This is a genomic window from Lederbergia ruris (assembly GCF_018332955.1).
In the GTDB taxonomy this organism is placed as follows: Bacteria; Bacillota; Bacilli; order Bacillales; family Bacillaceae_C; genus Lederbergia; species Lederbergia ruris.
In genome coordinates, this window is sequence record NZ_BORB01000004.1 from 35,353 (window position 1) to 50,764 (window position 15,412).

The window sequence follows — 15,412 nt, forward strand, 5'->3', positions numbered from 1 at the left end:
CGCATGGATTTCACCTAAATCGCCGCCAGCTACTTTTAGTCATACGAAGAAAGATCTTTCTCGGGTACATGGATTGTATAACAAAAGTGATATTGTCCATTCCGCCATACGATTTCAGCATAATTACATGCACTAAGATCTTCTGTGGCAAGATTCGGAATATAAAGCTTTTTATTTTGTTTCGGAAACTTCTCCTTCCAGTTCTTCTTTTGCTTTTTTGTTAAAAGATCGGATAATCTGAGTTCATATTCTGATCTTTTAATCGCAATTTCATCATCCGTGATCGACAAAGATGCTTTCTTTAGAGGAACACAATAATAATACTTTTTTCGCCACGGATATTTTGCCTTTTTATTAGTCTTTCTTAACTTCCGGATTGTTTCACGATTCGCCTCATATTTATCCACAATCGCTTGCACCGTCTGCGAATGAAGATTATAGGTTTGTTTTCGAACAGATTGGATCTCTTTTTTACTTAGCCATTTCTTAAACGAAAAAAAATAAGACGTTGCCTCCCTGACAATATCATTCCAAACAGTGGCTGCTTCACGTTGCATCGTTCTGAGTTCATTGTATAGGCTTTCATCATAAGGAATGGGAAAAGAGTGCGTGACGATCATATTGGCTAACCTCCTTTCTGTTTACTTTATAGTTCCATTATACCGGAACGTGTATTCCTACACAACCCAACTGTTGAATTTATTTACATTCCAAAGCCTTGCTAATTCATCCTCACGTTCATCCCACCTCTGAAGAAGTGGGCTTTCCCGTTCGGAAAGATCTGTAATTCCAAATTATCACCCTAATACTTTTATTTCCTTCTCTTCTTACCTTGTTTTTCTTCCAAAGCCTGCTTACCTTCTATATCGAATTAAAAATCAAGAAAGTGATTTTCATTTCCCAGCTTATTTTCGACAATATTTCCCGGGAAAAGATTGTTGTCTACAAAATAATCACGGGAAAACAATATAGGTTATAATAAATATAGTGAAATTTCATTAGAAGAAGAGCTGATCTTTTTCAATCTTGATGAACAAGGTGATTTTATTGTGAGTATCTTAACTATAAACAACTTAGAAATGCATGAAGGCCATACCTTGATATTCCCGGCATTTAGCTTAGAAGTTTCTGAGCAAGAGGTGTTATCCATATACACTAATACAAATGTACGAACGGTTTTAATCAAAATGTTTATGGGAGAAATTCCAATTTCCAATGGGGAAATAAAGGTCCAGGGTATTTCCATAGAGTCCTCAAAAAGAGATTTTTTCGTCTCTGTCGGTTTTTGTTGTTTGGATGATGGTCTATATGAAAGATTAACCATTAAAGACCATCTTTCCTTTTATCAAAAGTTGTATAGTTCTCCTCTTACAGTTGAGGAAGGCCTGCGAATCATTCAATTGGAAACAAAGAAAAATAAACCTATCCGTCATTTATCATTATCGGAAAAAAGAAGAATTCAGTTTGGTCGCTTACTATTTCAAAACCCGATTCTATATATTTTTGAAGAACCTGATCAAAATGCGGATTTAGAAACAAAACGAGTATTTATAAAGCTTATACGAGAATTAAAGCAGCAAGGCAAAACAGTGCTGATCTTCACAAGTAATATGGAATCAGCCCTCTTTGTGACAAGCCAAGTGTATCGATTAGATGAAACAGGCTTACAAAAGCTTGAAGTTTTATCTGAAGAAGAGGCGAACCAAGAAGAAACGCACACCATGGAAAAGGAAGAGGAAGTCATCGTTCAGCCTGTTCATTTTGAAAAGATTCCAACAAAAGTGAATGACAAGATCGTCCTATTTGATCCACCTGAAATTGATTATATCGAAAGTGGACAGGGACAATCCCAAATTTATATTAAGGGAGAAGCCTATCCAAGTGTGTTTACCATGGCAGAATTAGAGAAAAGACTTCACCCTTATGGTTTTTTCCGCTGTCATCGTTCTTATATTGTCAATTTACAAAAGGTTCGTGAAGTTGTGACCTTCACACGGAATAGCTTTTCTTTAGTGCTTATGGATGCAAAAAAGTCCTCTATTCCATTATCGAAAAACAAAATGGTGGAATTAAAGGAGATTTTAAGACTGAAATAAGTGCCAATCGACCGATAAAATACTCCATTCCCCCTTAAAATAGCTCTTTTCATCCGGAATATAATGTGAAGCTCTCGTTTGTTTACTATGATGGAGACATCACAAAAACAGCAAACGTCTTGATGGGATAACGGCTAAAAAAGTGACGTCCTGTCGGCTCGTAATGGAGGATGAAAAAGTGGAGAACATTATTGAAGTAACAAAGATTGCCAAAATGTTTTCAAACCAGTCTGCATTAAAGGATGTTTCCTTTCATGTAAAAAAAGGAGAAACATTTGGTTTCTTAGGACCAAGTGGATCAGGGAAAACAACGACAATAAAAGTATTAACAGGTCAGTTAGCGCAAACCGATGGAGAGGCCCGTGTCTTTGGCGTTCCCGTTTCAAAACTGAAAGAACCAACTTATAGAAGAAAAATTGGGATCCTTACAGATAACAGTGGATTATATATGCGACTCTCTGTCTATGATAATTTAAAACTTTACTGTGATCTGTACGATGTACCGTATAGCCGAATAGAAGAGGTACTCGAAATGGTCAATTTACGGGAGGCAAAAAAGAAAGTCGTTTCCAAACTTTCAAAGGGAATGCTTCAGCGTGTCACCTTGGCACGAGCCTTCTTGCATAAACCTGAGCTATTATTCCTAGATGAACCGACATCAGCGCTTGACCCTGTGAACACAAAGCATATTTATCGTGGTTTAGAAAACTTGAAAGCTCAAGGAACAACAATTTTCCTAACGACCCATGATATGTATGAAGCGGAAACACTCTGTGATCGTGTTGCTTTTTTAAACAATGGAATCATTCAATTATTAGGAGCCCCCCAAGAACTGCGACAATCATTTGCCGATCACACCTTAACCGTCGTGTTAACGGATGGCCGAAGGGAAATCATTGACAAGGGACCTAATGGAGCAACAGCGTTATACAAGCTCATGTCTGAAAATAAAGTGGAATCCATCTATTCAAACGAACCTACACTTGGCGATATTTTCGTAGAAGTTACAGGGAGGAAATTAACATGACATTTTCAATTAAACGCTCGATGGCAATTTTTCAAAAAGATTATAAAGATGTAATGAAAAACTATTTTGTGTCCATATCTGCCCTTATGCCGCTGTTTTTGGCTGCTTTGTATGGGCGCATGGGGGTTGAGACGATTAGTGGACATTATATAGTGTTCAATTTGACCTTTTGTTTAGTGGCCGCCTATGTACAATGTGCCTTGATTGCGGAGGAAAAAGAGAAAAATACATTGCGTGGGCTTATGCTTTCTCCGGCAAGTACACTGGAGATTTTAGCGGGAAAAAGTCTATTAAGCTTTATCGGAACGATTCTCATTGTCCTTGTTTCTGCCTTTTTAACAGAATATAAACCTACAGATCTACTGGTTATTTCCTTGGCAATGGTATTATCGATTCTGTTTTATATCGGCTTGGGGACACTGCTTGGTCTATTAACAAAGTCTGTTATGGAAGCATCAGTCGTGATTTTACCATTTTTTGCCTTATTCTCATTTGGTTCTTCCTTAACGAATTTCGCTGATCAATATCCGTTTCTAAAGATGGCAGAATATCTCCCAAGTACCCAATTAATCAACTTGGCGACGGATAGTCAAGCTGGTGCAGGTCTTCTAGAGGTTTGGCCTAATCTTCTCGTCATTTCCGGATGGGTTTTGATCATTTTTGCCCTTGTTGTGATCGTATACCGAAAGCGAATGGTCGACTAATAAGACTTCTCTAAACAAGCAAATGGAATAGTCGCTTCCCTATTCCATTTGTGTATTTAATAGGCCGCTATTGTTCTATGATTTCCCCTTGTCATAGCCTGCTCCATGTCTAATGTTTCTGTAAGAATGCGGAAAAAAGCTTCATAGAACGATGATTCCTTTATATATGGACGATAGTTTTTCTGAAGGTGGACCATAATTTCTTCTCTTACGGAAAAGTCAAAATGATAAAAGTCGACAATCGGAAAATACATCGTATTGCCGATTGGAATTAATGTACCCATCACGATTTCCCCGGTTATAGCAGGAATAGCATAGGTATCTTGGATCCTCACTTCGACGATTTCATCTGTTAAAAGATTCGTTACTAACCATTCTCGGTGATTATACTTAAATTCAATCCGATAAAAGTTAGGAACAGCCTTCTCCCATTCTCTTAACCAATGATAAATAAGTGGAGATTGCTGTCGATCCTGTTGAATATTTCGAGCGATGAAATGGCGTATGTAGTTTAAGTCTTCATGATGGCATGCTGTATATAGAACTTTCGACCAAAAAAGATTAAATTCCAATGCATAAGATTTTTCTCCTTCGAGATCGTAGCTCTCCATAAATTCCCTTAAAAAAGGTTGAGAAGCCATATATTCCTCTCTTAAGACAAAATTAGTAAATTGCGTATACACATCACCTAATAACTCGTTCCGTAATTCATTTGTCAGGGGATAATCATGGCGAAATTTACTTGCATTTGATCTAGATTGAGCAAAGGCAACGACCTTTCCATCCTTTCGTTGAGTTGATTGCACAAATACCCTTCCTTTCCTAAAAGACATAACAGCCATATTCGCTACCGATTCTATAATCACGTATTAGAGAATGTTCAAAAGTAAGGATCAAATGGATGCACAAAGGATAAACGGCTAAAGGCGCCACTTCAAATCGCCACGCCGTTTTGACCAACATCCTGTTAGCCTAAATTCGCAACAAAAATCGTCACTCCTTTGTGACCCGCGTCCTTCAGACCCCATGACTCCGCTTTCACCAGACGCTATCTCATAATCTTACTATGGACATTTTTATCAACAAGTGGAAAAATTAAATATATACTGTAATAAATCCACAAACAAAACACTCTTCGTACAGAAAAATGAAGCCTTGTCCAAACAGACACGGCTTCCATTCATTATCCGATAATGGGGAGAGACCATTTTTAAACTAGATTTATAAAACGGTCAATCATTGCCCACTTTCAATATAAAAGGAATAATGCAACTATGCAGTCATCCCTTTGTAAGCTCTTTTTGATAGACAAACCATAATGTCTTTCTATACAATTTAAAGCAAAGTAAAAGTGTGGTGAATCGAGTGTTTAAGCTCTTACTTATTGAAGATGATGCAACTCTTTTTCGGGAAATCAAAGACAGATTATTACAATGGTCTTATGATGTACATGGAATTGCTGATTTTAGTACGGTTATGCAAGAATTTACAACTTTAAAACCAGATTTAGTCATCATCGATATTCAGTTGCCGAAATTCGATGGGTTTCATTGGTGCCGCATGATTCGCTCCCATTCGAAAGTTCCCATCATCTTTTTATCATCGCGTGATCACCCTACAGATATGGTGATGTCCATGCAGCTTGGTGCAGATGATTATATCCAAAAGCCGTTTCATTTCGATGTGTTAATCGCAAAAATCCAAGCCATTCTCCGTCGTACCTACAATTATAATACGGAAGAAATTTCGCTTAAGACATGGAACGGCGCAACGGTCGATTACGAAAAAAATATGATTCAAAATGAGAGCGGATCAATTGAATTAACAAAGAATGAAATGTTCATATTAAAAGTGTTGATCGAACAAAAAAATAAAATTGTCACTCGAGACGAACTTATCAAGAGCTTATGGGACGATGAACGCTTTATCAGTGATAATACATTAACTGTAAATGTGAATCGGTTGCGGAAAAAGCTAGAACAACTTGATTTAGGACGTTATATTGAAACAAAAGTGGGACAAGGATACCTCGCTGTAGAAAAGGACCTTTCATATGATTAAACGGTTTTTCATTGAAAGGTGTAGCTGGATTTTTCTTGTTCTTTTTCTCCAACTACTCCTTGTCTTTGTTGCTTATATTGATCCAGCCATTCCGTTAACGCCCATTCTCTATATCGCCTTTTTATCCTGCTTGGTCTTTATTATATTTGTGATCGTTCGCTACCAAAAAGAAACAAAATTCTATAAAAGCCTGCAGGATTGGGATCCCAATCTTGATTTAACCACGATCATTCATGCGGAAAGTCCGTTTGAACAAATCATTGAAGAAGTACTGTCAGATCAAACAAAGCAACTAAAAAAAGAAGCAGCTGTTCATTTCATGAATTTAGAACAAGAAAAAGATGATCTCTTGTCTTGGATCCATGAAGTAAAAACCCCATTAACAGCGATGCAGTTAATCATAGACCGTTTGGACAATGAGACAATCAAAACACAATTGACTCATGAATGGCTGCGAATTCATTTACTACTTGATCAACAACTTCACCAAAAACGTATGCCCTTTATTGAAAATGATTTGCATATTGAAAAAATCGCCATAAAATCAATCATTTTCGCGGAAATTAAAGCCTTACAATCTTGGTGTCTGCAAAAGGGAATTGGCTTTGACGTAGATTTAGAAAAAAGAGAAGTCCTTAGTGACAGTAAATGGTTAGCTTTTATCATCAGGCAATTGCTGACAAATGCGATTAAATACAGCGAATCAGCCGATATCCTTATCAAGACCTACCAACAAGACGAGTATACACATTTAGAAATTCAGGATTTTGGACGTGGAATTGACCCAAAAGACCTGCCAAGAATTTTTGATAAAGGCTTTACCTCTACATTTCAACATCGAGATAACGGAGCAACAGGTATGGGACTATATCTAGCTAAAAAAGCAGCACAGTCATTATTCATTCAAATCCGCGTTACCTCTAAACCTCAAGAGGGCACAACTTTTACACTCATATTTCCTAAGGCAAATGAATTTCATCACATTTCAAGCATGTGACAACAATGTCACATGCTTTCCTCATTTGTTCGCCAAATCGAAGGAAAACTGTAGTTACACTATTTATAATGAAATTATTGATTCAAAGGAGTGTGGCTCAATGAAGATATTAGAGGCGACCAAACTATACAAAAGCTATGGCAATAAATTGAATAAGCAAGAAGTGCTCAAAGGAATTGATCTTAGCGTGGATCAAGGAGAATTTGTCAGCATTATGGGGGCATCTGGATCAGGAAAGACAACCTTACTGAATGTACTGTCCTCCATCGATAAGGTCAGTAATGGCACGATTAAAATTGATGGCAAAGAAATGACCAACATGAAGGAAAAACAGTTGGCAACCTTTCGGAAGAATCATTTAGGGTTCATATTTCAAGAATATAACCTATTAGATACATTGACGGTCAAAGAAAATATTTTATTGCCGTTATCCATTACAAAGGTAGCAAAAAAAGCAGCCCAGCAAAAATTTGAAACAGTTGCCAAAGAACTTGGGATTTATGATGTAAAAGACAAGTATCCAAATGAAATTTCGGGTGGTCAAAAACAGCGCACCTCCGCAGCCCGATCCTTTATCCACCAGCCAAGTATCATCTTTGCGGATGAACCAACAGGGGCACTGGATTCAAAGTCCGCCGCTGATTTGTTAAACAAACTAAGCGAATTAAATCAAAAAAGAAAAGCTACTATCATTATGGTGACGCACGACCCAACCGCTGCAAGTTTCTGTAGCCGAGTGATTTTTATAAAAGATGGACAAATCTATTCGCAATTAAATAAAGGCGAACAATCAAGACAGCCTTTTTTCAACGACATTATGAAGACACAAGCTTTATTGGGCGGGGTGCAAAATGAGTATTAATCAACTCATCCTCCGTAGCCTTAAGAAAAATATAAAAAATTATTATCTTTATGTGTTTGCTTTAATTTTTAGTGTGGCTCTTTATTTTGCCTTTGTCACCCTACAATATGATCCATCTATGGATGAAACGAAAGGGTCTATCAAAGGGGGAGCCGCGATTAAATCGGCCTCCGTTCTTCTCGTGTCCATTGTCGCCATCTTCCTTTTATACGCAAATAAACTCTTTATAAAACGTCGTAGTAAGGAAATAGGCCTGTTTCAGCTGATCGGAATGACAAAAAATAAAATTTTCCAGCTTCTGAGCACAGAAAACTTTATTCTCTATTTTGGCTCCTTACTTTTTGGAATTTTTGTCGGCTTTTCTAGTTCAAAACTCATCATGATGATTTTATTTAAAGTGGTGGGCATTGAGGCAAGCACCGAGCTTCGCTTCTCTACAGAAGCCCTGATTCAAACACTGATTGTTTTTGCCGTCATCTACCTTTTCATCCTGCTCATGAACTATATGTTTATAAAGAGGCAAACGATTCTATCCTTATTTAGAGTGGTTTCATCAGCTGAAGGAAGGATAAAGAAAATCAGCCTATTTGACATCGTTTTCGGGGCATTGGGGATCATTTTTATCCTGTCAGGTTATTATATTTCATCAAAGTTGTTTGATGGGGACTTTTCCGATATGATTCAACTCTTCTTAGCGATGATTTTTATTCTTGGGTCAGTGATCATCGGCACATACTTGTTTTATAAAGGATCTGTTACATTCATTACAAATATTATCCGAAAAAAGAAAAAGGGGTACTTAAATATAAATGAAGTGTTATCCCTCTCTTCCATTATGTTTCGCATGAAATCAAATGCCCTTTTACTAACGATTATCACAACCGTCTCTGCACTTGCTATTGGCTTATTATCTCTAAGTTATATCTCTTATTATTCTGCAGAAAAGAGTGCCAAAAGTAATGTACCCACTCATTTTTCATTGACAAGTGTTGAAGATGCGGAACGATTCAAAGAAGCCTTAATGGAAAAAAATATAGATTATCGTGAGACACAAATCGATGTCCTTCAAGCGGAAGTGAATGTGGAGGAAATAATGGATGTGAATATGGATGAGGTAAACTTTAATCCAAATATCATGATCCTCCCCGTTGTTAGCGATAAAGACGTCAAGGGAGTAGATCTAAAAGAGGACGAAACGTTTTTCACAGGGTATAGTGATGTCCTAAAGAAAATGATGTCCCTTAAGGATACAGGCAACATTGAATGGGTAGGACAAAAGGAAACGATTCAGCAGAGATATATCGGATTAGAAGATAAAGTCACCATTCCCTATAATTTCACGAACGGAGGACTGCCTACTGCCATTGTCAATGATGCCATTTTTCAACGTTTGAAGAACGACCTTAACCCAGATATCCAAATGGATTACTCACTATTTATCGGAATCGATCTTAAAGACAATACGAAATTGGCGGAGGCCAATGATCTGTTTCAGAGCCTTGATTTTAGCAAGAATTCTCAAAACCTTTCTCAGCTTCAATTAAGCATCGATCAGAAGTTGAACATGGGACTAATCATGTTTATCGTTGCCTTTTTGGGCCTCACCTTTTTAATTACATCTGGTTGTATCCTTTACTTTAAACAAATGGATGAAAGTGAAGACGAGAGGCCGAATTATACGATATTACGAAAACTAGGCTTCACCCAAGGAGATTTAGTAAGAGGGATTCAGGCCAAACAACTCTTTAATTTTGGTATTCCTTTGGTTGTCGGTCTATCTCATAGCTATTTCGCTGTCCAATCAGGTTGGTTTTTATTTGGCACAGAGTTGTGGACTCCCATGTTGATTGTCATGGTGATCTATACCGGCTTATACTCGATCTTTGGAATCTTATCTGTTCTTTACTATAAAAAGGTCATTAAAGAAGCATTGTGAAAAATCCCCCCACCGAGCAACCACTGAAGTTCACTCGAAGTGGGGGGTCCTCCGCAACTGTAGAGTCATGCCTTTTCATTTTATGGAGGATGCCCTAGTTTACGACATCTTCCTTCCCCTTCTGAATCGCCAATATTTCCCGAATATCCTCTTCTGTAAGCAAGGAGGAGAATTTCTCCTTTGAATCAATGACTTCATCAATGAGGTGCCGCTTTTTCTCTTGTAGTTCATTCATTTTTTCCTCAATGGTGCCACGCGCGACTAGTTTGATCACTTGAACAGGCTTTGTCTGCCCGATTCTGTGGACACGATCGGCCGCTTGTTCCTCAACGGCCGGGTTCCACCAAGTGTCGTAAAGGATAACCGTATCGGCACCCGTTAGGTTGAGGCCTGTCCCACCCGCTTTTAAGGAAATGAGAAAAACATGACGTTCTCCTGCATTAAATCGATGACATCTTTCCAATCGTTCTTCAGCTGGCGTTTGTCCATCAAGATAGAAATACGACTGTCCTTGCATCGCTAGTTCTCTCCCAATGAGTTGAAGCATCTTTGTGAACTGTGAGAAAATCAATACTCTTCTTCCAGCAAGCCTAGCTTCCTCCAAAAGTTGGAACAGTTGTTCAAACTTCGCTGAACTCCCTTTATAGCCGTCCACAAACAAGGCCGGGTGACAACAAATTTGCCGTAGGCGTGTCAAACCAGCAAGGATTCTGATCTTATTTTTACGAAGCGTATCTTTGTCCAAGTGCTTTAAAGTATCATGCCTCAATTTGGCTAAATAAGCAGCATACAGCTTTTTCTGATCTGGAAGGAGCTCCACTGATTCCTGTGCTGTTGTTTTCTCGGGCAATTCCGCGAGTACGTCTGCTTTCGTCCTACGAAGTAAAAACGGACGAGTCCGACGAATAATCTTTTTTCTTGGAAGGTTACTATAATCCTTTAGGCCTTGAAATAATTCAGGAAAAACAACATGGAAAATCGACCAGAGCTCCTCTAATGAATTTTCAATCGGTGTCCCCGTAAGCGCAAAATAATGATCGGCTTGCACTTTATTCACCGCTTTTGCCGTTTGGGTAAAAGGATTTTTGAAAGCCTGTGCCTCATCAAAAAACACTGTATGGAAAGACTGTTTTTCGTACCATTTGATATCTGCACGTAATAATGGGTAAGAGGTAATTACCACATCGTGATCAGCTACATTTTTCTGTAAAACGATTCGTTTGGCTTTTTGACCATCGATTATCGCTACTTTGAGATCGGCCGCAAAGTGATTGATTTCCTTTTTCCAGTTATAGGTAAGTGAGGAGGGGCAAACAATCAGAACGGGTCGCTCCCGTTCACGAATATCAGGCACTTCTGATAAGATAAACGCAATACTTTGTAGCGTTTTCCCTAACCCCATATCATCGGCAAGGATCCCTCCGAAACCGAAACGGGCAAGTGCCTTCATCCACCTGTAACCATGCTTCTGATACTCATGTAAGATCGACTCTAACGATTTCGGCACTTTGAAGTCCAATCGATTCGGATCTTGGATATCTTTCACAAATTGCCGGAAAGATTTCTCTAGCTTAAATACATCCGGATCGTCTGTCGAATCCATAAGCTGAAAGCCACGAACAACAGGGACATGGAGGCCGCTTTCCAGATCTTCATCTTGAATCGGAGCGGCGCGAAGGAAACGCTGAATTTCTTCAAACTCCCTCGTTTCAAGAGAAAGAAGAGCCCCACTACGTAAACGGTAATACTTGCGTTTCTCTTCAAGTGCCGCTAAAACTTCACGAATCTCCCTTTCAGGAATGCCATCCATCTCAAATTTGAATTCCAACCAATTTGTCCGTTCCTTTTTGAAGCCTACTTTAATCCGCGGATGAGCATTCTCTTTAAAAACTCGACTCCGAACAGCCGTTGTCGCATATACTTGCACAAGTTTTTCCAATTTAGGGAGCCTATGATACAAAAAGTCATATTCCAATTTTTCATTGTGCAAAAAATAGCCACCCTCTGTTTGGGCAAAAGAACTTTCTTTCATAAATTGAAGAATTGCCTCTTCTTTATCCAAATCCCTAATGAGCACGGGTCCAATCTCTAACTCCTGCTCCAACGGATTAATAACAATCCCATCATAGCGAAATTCTAATCCGGCGAGGAGGCGATTTTTGACACGATCCAAGTATAATTTAGCGACCAGTGGTGTTCTTGAAAAACCTTCAGAAATATTCCCTGCTAGCTGGACTTCCCCTAACCTTTTCAAACCGGGCACAACTTTTTCTATAAAATCATGGATTTGCCTTTGGGGAATGAAGATTTGATTAGCATAAGAAGAGGCAAGCATTTGCTTTAACGCAGAAAGACGTGCACAATCCTTTCGATCAAGTACAATCACCTTTCCTTCTGAAAGAACGGTTTGATAGGCATTTAACACTAACATTTCTCGCAAGCCATTCATTTTGAGCTGATAATCCCCGTCTTTCGTCCTCGAAAGATCAAATTGTAGAGGTAGCGGCTCATCGGAAAGGCGAAAGGTGTCAAACTGCTTCTCACCATATGCCAATTTCACCAAAGGGGCATTGGATAGTAAAGGGGCTAGTCGTTCCCAAGAAGAGGGGGGAATGAGTAAAATATCGTCGCTGCATGCCCACTTCGTTTTGTCTGGTAGTGTGTCCACATACATCTCTTCATCTCGCGTCACTTGGATTAACTGTTGAATAACAGCATCTGTTTCCTTCTGAAAGCAGTGGCGCCCTGGATCATAGGTGAAGGTAGGGGAAAGTTGGCTCAGATTTCCCCTTTTTACATCTTCCAAAAATGTCCGAAGATTGGGCACATGATTCGCTCCTACCAACACTTCAATGCCTAACATACTCTGTCCATCCTTAACCGTGACAGACTTGCAGAGAAAGGTGACGTCCAGTACTTGCCTATTCTCAAAATGAAGCTGATGTCGACTTGATTGTTTTTCCTCATGATGGAATACGTGAAACAAATCTTCCGTAAGATCTTGATTTTGGCCAAGGTGGGTTGTCCCATTATGGATCGCAACTAACACTGCCGCGATATGCTGACAATCGTGTTTAAAAGAAGGCAGTGGCGGACAGCTGCATTCCGTTCGAATCTCGCCACTCTCATCCCTTTCGATTGTGACATGAAAGTCTTCTACTCCGGTAACGGTCGCTTCACAACGAGTGAAGTCGTCTTTTTGAATGGTTACTTTATTCGCCTCATAATAAGCTTTGCCTCTTTTGAAGGAGGCTGTGCCACACATTTCGATGATTTTATCTTGAGTTAATGGAATATTCAAGTGTTTGCCTCCTTCTTTGGATTTTGCTACTTAGTAAAGTTTGTATTGAGTATGCGAAATAAAAATTTGCCTCTGTTCATTGCCTTTAAAACATAAGTCTTTCATTTCCCGACTGTGAAATGTTGCCATTCATACGGCAGCAACGCTTGATATTTAGGTTGCAAGAATCGATCATCAATTAAAGCAATAATACCATGATCAGATTCTGTCCGAATTAATCGTCCGCCCGCTTGCAATACCTTATTCATTCCAGGATAAACATATGAGTAATCATAACCATTATGGCCAATCGATTGGAAATAATCTTTGATAATATTGCGTTCTAAGCCAATCTGTGGCAATCCAACCCCGACAATCATCACACCTTGCAGACGTTCTCCTTTTAAATCAATTCCCTCAGAGAAAATCCCACCAAGAACGGCAAAGCCGACCAGCCGATCCATTGGGTCCTCATTTTCTCGGAAAGCTTCCAAAAAGTCTTCGCGCTGTTCCTCTGTCATGCCCCCATCTTGGACAATCGTTTTAATATCTGGCGCCATAGTGATAAAATACTCATATACCATCCGCATATATTGATACGAAGGGAAAAAAATGAGGAAATTCCCTGCCTTTTTTTGTAAAGTGGTCATCATAAACTGCACCATCGGTTCCAACGTACGCTCCCGATCACGATACCTCGTTGATAATGGTTGAATCATAATTTCGACATTTTCTCGGTCAAAAGGCGACGGAATAGAGAGCACATAATCGTTTTCTTTCCCACCTAGTAAGTCCATATAATACCCAGCAGGAGTCAAGGTAGCTGAAAAGAAAACCTTGGAGCGGAACCCTTTTCCCATTTGTTCCAACTGAGCCGATGGGTCTAGGCAAAACAACTTTAATTCGACCTCGCTACCATTGACAGTCAAATAACTGGTAAAGCGTTGATCATACAGGCGCGCAATTTTCACAAAGGCCTGGGCTTCAAAATAGGTTTCCAATAAAAGCTCATCCACTTCTTCGCCTTTGGCTAATTCTTCCTCAGCTTTAAAAGCAAAGGCATCCACTACTTGTACAAGTTTGTCATCCAATGACTTCTCGAGCATTTGGTTTTGCTTCTTCTTTTCTAGCAAATGATCATTCACTTTTTTGGCCTTCTTGGCAATCTCTTTATGATCTTCTTTGTATAAACGATACAAATCAAGAAAATGAGATTTGACGACAGTGGCTGAGTACATTTCCCTTGCACGATCGACTAGATTATGGGCCTCATCAATTAATAACACGGTCTTTTTCTTTTCTTCTTCAAAGAGTCGTTGCAACGATACCCTTGGATCAAACATATAATTATAATCACAGATGACCGCATCTGCGGCATATGCCAAATCAAGCGAAAATTCGAAGGGACAAACCATATGTTTACGAGCATACTTCTCAATCACGGGTCTCGTAAGCATTTTTTCATGTTCCAATATATCGGACACAGCACCATTAATCCGATCGTAATAACCATCCGCAAATGGACATTCTGTTTTGTCACATTTCACCTTTTCCTGAAAACAAATTTTTTCCTTTGCGGTAATCGTCACGACGATAAGTTCTAGCCCCTTTTTTTGTAAAAAGCAAAACGCCTCTTCGGCGGCTGTGCGCGTAATCGTCTTCGCTGTGAGATAAAAAATTCGCTCCACATGTCCCTCACCTACCGCCTTCACTGCTGGAAAAATGGTTGAAATTGTCTTACCAATCCCTGTTGAGGCTTTTGCGAAAAGGGTCTTTTTCTCCTGAATGGTTTTATAAACTGAACCTGCAAGTTTACGTTGCCCTGTTCGATACTCGCCAAAAGGAAAGGCCAAAGCTTTCGCGCTCGTATCCCTTTTTTGCCGAAGGGCCATCCTTAGACGAGCAAAAGCAGCATAGCGGGATACGACATCAATGACAAAGGCCTCTAAGTCTTCCCTCTTCATCATGCGTTGGAATCTCTTTTCTTCCTCTGTTCGTACCTGAACATACGTAAGCTGGATATTGATTTCCGCTAGGTCATGACCCTGTGCATAAATATAGGCATACACGATCGCCTGTGCCCAGTGAACAGGATGGGTTTCCTCTGTCATTTGTTCCAATGGCATGGAGGTAGATTTAATTTCGTCGATGGTGATCACTCCATCCTCATCCAGTAACAAACCATCACAGCGCCCATCAATTTGAAAAGTGAGATCATCAAGCAGAACTTCTGTTTTTAAATACACTTCCTTTTGATCTGTTTCACGATAGGTTTTTTGAATTTTTTGATGAATTTTTGTGCCTTCATGTAAAGAGGTAGCGGTACGGAATCCCGTTTCAATACTCCCACTTCGAAAGGCGTATTCTACTAGCGTCCTGACCGCTATTTTGATGATTTGTGTCATGTGATCACCCATTCGTTATTCTTCATTTCATTTTAGCATAAGAG

At 39.3% G+C, this 15,412-nt stretch carries 11 protein-coding genes; 7 read left to right on the top strand and 4 right to left on the bottom strand.

The window, feature by feature from the left end; genetic code table 11:
- Positions 1–35: 35 nt before the first annotated feature.
- Entirely contained in the window at positions 36–620 is a 585-nt protein-coding gene (locus KI363_RS21945; RefSeq protein ID WP_246516736.1) for a hypothetical protein, read from the bottom strand.
- Between the two features lie 429 nt (positions 621–1,049).
- Here KI363_RS21945 and KI363_RS03450 point away from each other — a divergent pair, with 429 nt between their 5' ends.
- The 3 genes from KI363_RS03450 to KI363_RS03460 all read left to right on the top strand — a co-directional run bounded on the left by KI363_RS03450 (position 1,050) and on the right by KI363_RS03460 (position 3,827).
- Positions 1,050–2,096, top strand: a complete 1,047-nt coding sequence (locus tag KI363_RS03450) for a LytTR family transcriptional regulator DNA-binding domain-containing protein (protein ID WP_212965513.1) — start codon at positions 1,050–1,052, stop codon at positions 2,094–2,096.
- Positions 2,097–2,274: 178 nt separating this feature from the next.
- Complete coding sequence (locus KI363_RS03455) at positions 2,275–3,123, top strand: ABC transporter ATP-binding protein (RefSeq protein ID WP_158323304.1); 849 nt, start codon at positions 2,275–2,277, stop codon at positions 3,121–3,123.
- Complete coding sequence (locus KI363_RS03460; protein WP_212965514.1) at positions 3,120–3,827, top strand: ABC transporter permease; 708 nt, start codon at positions 3,120–3,122, stop codon at positions 3,825–3,827. The genes KI363_RS03455 and KI363_RS03460 overlap by 4 nt, the downstream gene beginning before the upstream one ends.
- Positions 3,828–3,883: 56 nt before the next feature.
- On the opposite strand, the gene KI363_RS03465 is transcribed toward KI363_RS03460, so the two are convergent.
- Positions 3,884–4,633 (bottom strand): hypothetical protein, encoded by a 750-nt coding sequence (locus KI363_RS03465; protein WP_212965515.1) that lies wholly within the window; start codon positions 4,631–4,633, stop codon positions 3,884–3,886.
- Between the two features lie 559 nt (positions 4,634–5,192).
- On the opposite strand from KI363_RS03465, the gene KI363_RS03470 reads away from it, so the two are divergent.
- The 4 genes from KI363_RS03470 to KI363_RS03485 all read left to right on the top strand — a co-directional run bounded on the left by KI363_RS03470 (position 5,193) and on the right by KI363_RS03485 (position 9,683).
- Positions 5,193–5,888: a response regulator transcription factor gene (locus KI363_RS03470; RefSeq protein ID WP_158323301.1), complete on the top strand. Its 696-nt coding sequence runs from the start codon at positions 5,193–5,195 to the stop codon at positions 5,886–5,888.
- Complete coding sequence (locus KI363_RS03475; protein WP_158323300.1) at positions 5,881–6,885, top strand: sensor histidine kinase; 1,005 nt, start codon at positions 5,881–5,883, stop codon at positions 6,883–6,885. The genes KI363_RS03470 and KI363_RS03475 overlap by 8 nt, the downstream gene beginning before the upstream one ends.
- 100 nt (positions 6,886–6,985) lie before the next feature.
- Complete coding sequence (locus KI363_RS03480) at positions 6,986–7,747, top strand: ABC transporter ATP-binding protein (RefSeq protein ID WP_212965516.1); 762 nt, start codon at positions 6,986–6,988, stop codon at positions 7,745–7,747.
- A complete protein-coding gene (locus KI363_RS03485) occupies positions 7,737–9,683 on the top strand; it encodes an ABC transporter permease (protein ID WP_158323298.1) in 1,947 nt (648 codons plus the stop codon). The genes KI363_RS03480 and KI363_RS03485 overlap by 11 nt, the downstream gene beginning before the upstream one ends.
- Positions 9,684–9,777: 94 nt before the next feature.
- Here the strand turns inward: KI363_RS03485 and KI363_RS03490 are convergent, their stop codons facing one another.
- A complete protein-coding gene (locus KI363_RS03490; protein WP_212965517.1) occupies positions 9,778–12,984 on the bottom strand; it encodes a DEAD/DEAH box helicase in 3,207 nt (1,068 codons plus the stop codon).
- Positions 12,985–13,085: 101 nt separating this feature from the next.
- Positions 13,086–15,368, bottom strand: coding sequence for a helicase C-terminal domain-containing protein (locus KI363_RS03495; protein WP_212965518.1), 2,283 nt, complete (start codon positions 15,366–15,368; stop codon positions 13,086–13,088).
- Between the last annotated feature and the right edge of the window lie 44 nt (positions 15,369–15,412).

What these genes read in the sequence shown, in the direction of transcription:
- KI363_RS21945 (WP_246516736.1), bottom strand. Translation starts at nt 620, where the DNA reads ATGATCGTCACGCACTCTTTTCCCATTCCTTATGATGAAAGCCTATAC.
- KI363_RS03460 (WP_212965514.1), top strand. Translation starts at nt 3,120, where the DNA reads ATGACATTTTCAATTAAACGCTCGATGGCAATTTTTCAAAAAGATTAT.
- KI363_RS03475 (WP_158323300.1), top strand. Translation starts at nt 5,881, where the DNA reads ATGATTAAACGGTTTTTCATTGAAAGGTGTAGCTGGATTTTTCTTGTT.
- KI363_RS03480 (WP_212965516.1), top strand. Translation starts at nt 6,986, where the DNA reads ATGAAGATATTAGAGGCGACCAAACTATACAAAAGCTATGGCAATAAA.
- KI363_RS03485 (WP_158323298.1), top strand. Translation starts at nt 7,737, where the DNA reads ATGAGTATTAATCAACTCATCCTCCGTAGCCTTAAGAAAAATATAAAA.
- KI363_RS03495 (WP_212965518.1), bottom strand. Translation starts at nt 15,368, where the DNA reads ATGACACAAATCATCAAAATAGCGGTCAGGACGCTAGTAGAATACGCC.